Annotated in this window: 1 protein-coding gene and 1 pseudogene; both read right to left on the bottom strand. The window is 41.5% G+C overall.

Annotated features, from left to right (window positions below):
* Positions 1-50 precede the first annotated feature (50 nt).
* Positions 51-371, bottom strand: a complete 321-nt coding sequence (locus tag AC2VE5_RS28195) for a hypothetical protein (protein WP_486890805.1) — start codon at positions 369-371, stop codon at positions 51-53.
* Positions 368-1,132: pseudogene (locus tag AC2VE5_RS28190) on the bottom strand (hypothetical protein); the annotation flags it as partial. The gene AC2VE5_RS28195 and the pseudogene AC2VE5_RS28190, both read right to left, overlap by 4 nt.

The raw sequence follows: 1,132 nt of genomic DNA, 5'->3' as shown, positions 1-1,132 counted from the left end.
GCTGGTCAGCTGGTCAAAACTTGCCTCGCCCATACAGACGCGGTTCTTGCTCAGGGTGGCAAGGTCAGCAAGCAGTGTCTGAAAGGCCAGGGATCATTTTCAGGAATCTTATTCCTTAAAGTAAAGTTATAACTAAAGATCTTTTGAGTGAGCGCATGGTAACGCTCCATTTCTTCACTATCTAGATTAGGGCGAATATAGGGATACCATCGGTTCATCCCAGGTAAGCCACATTGAGGATTAAAGGGTTCATGAATATAATCTACCTCTAAAGGTAAGCTTAGAACCATTCCCACGAAGGTGGTGCCGCTTCGAATAACTCCTGTTACGAAAATCCAGTTTTTAATGTTGTTGACGGCAAACTTAATCATTTTGGTATCATCTCAATGACCAGTGGATTGTCTGGTACTCTAAGATCTATTTTCCTAGGATTTTTATATTGCTTAACTGGGCGTACAGAGTCATTGGGCTGATAGATAGTCGCCTGACTAATCTGGGTGTTTAAAGCTAGCTGCAAGGATCGCTCTGGCACAAGAATGTCTTTGTTTGCTTTTAGATCAAAGCTAGGAACCTCTTGCCATAATATCAAGTAAAGTAATCCATTATGCTTTTGTAAAAGTGTATTATGTACACTTGTTGTGTCACCATGCAAAGCATAATTTAAGAATCTAAGCGGGAATGCCTCAGATACTGTATCATCTTTTAATAAGGTAATCAGATTCCTAACAGCAGCGAAGGCGGGTTTGGGTGAACCATCACTTCGTAATAGTCCGAAGTTAAACTTATGGATATCTGCTTGAGGATTTGACCTTAAATCAATTAATTCATAGTCATGAGCTCGTCTAATACCCCAATTAAAGTACTCCAAAAACATTCGAGGTGTATACTTGCCAGCGGCTTGCTCAGATACACCAGGCTGTACCTTGGCTTTTGTTTTGTAGATTGCGTTATGATAGCCACTCTCAGTGGCAATGATAGATTTATCACCACAAACCGCTCTGGCACTCTTGATCCACTTATGTTTGAGGTTCCAGCTAGGTATCTTTCCTCCTGCATAACTATGCATTGTCCCAATATCACAGTCCACCTTACCTAACTTAGACGCTCTTTTTGCTCTTCCGCTTGACGGAGC

This window comes from Aliterella sp. E5.1, from assembly GCF_057473825.1.
Note: the sequence above shows the minus strand (reverse complement) of the source record. Positions and strands in the feature narration are given on the sequence as shown.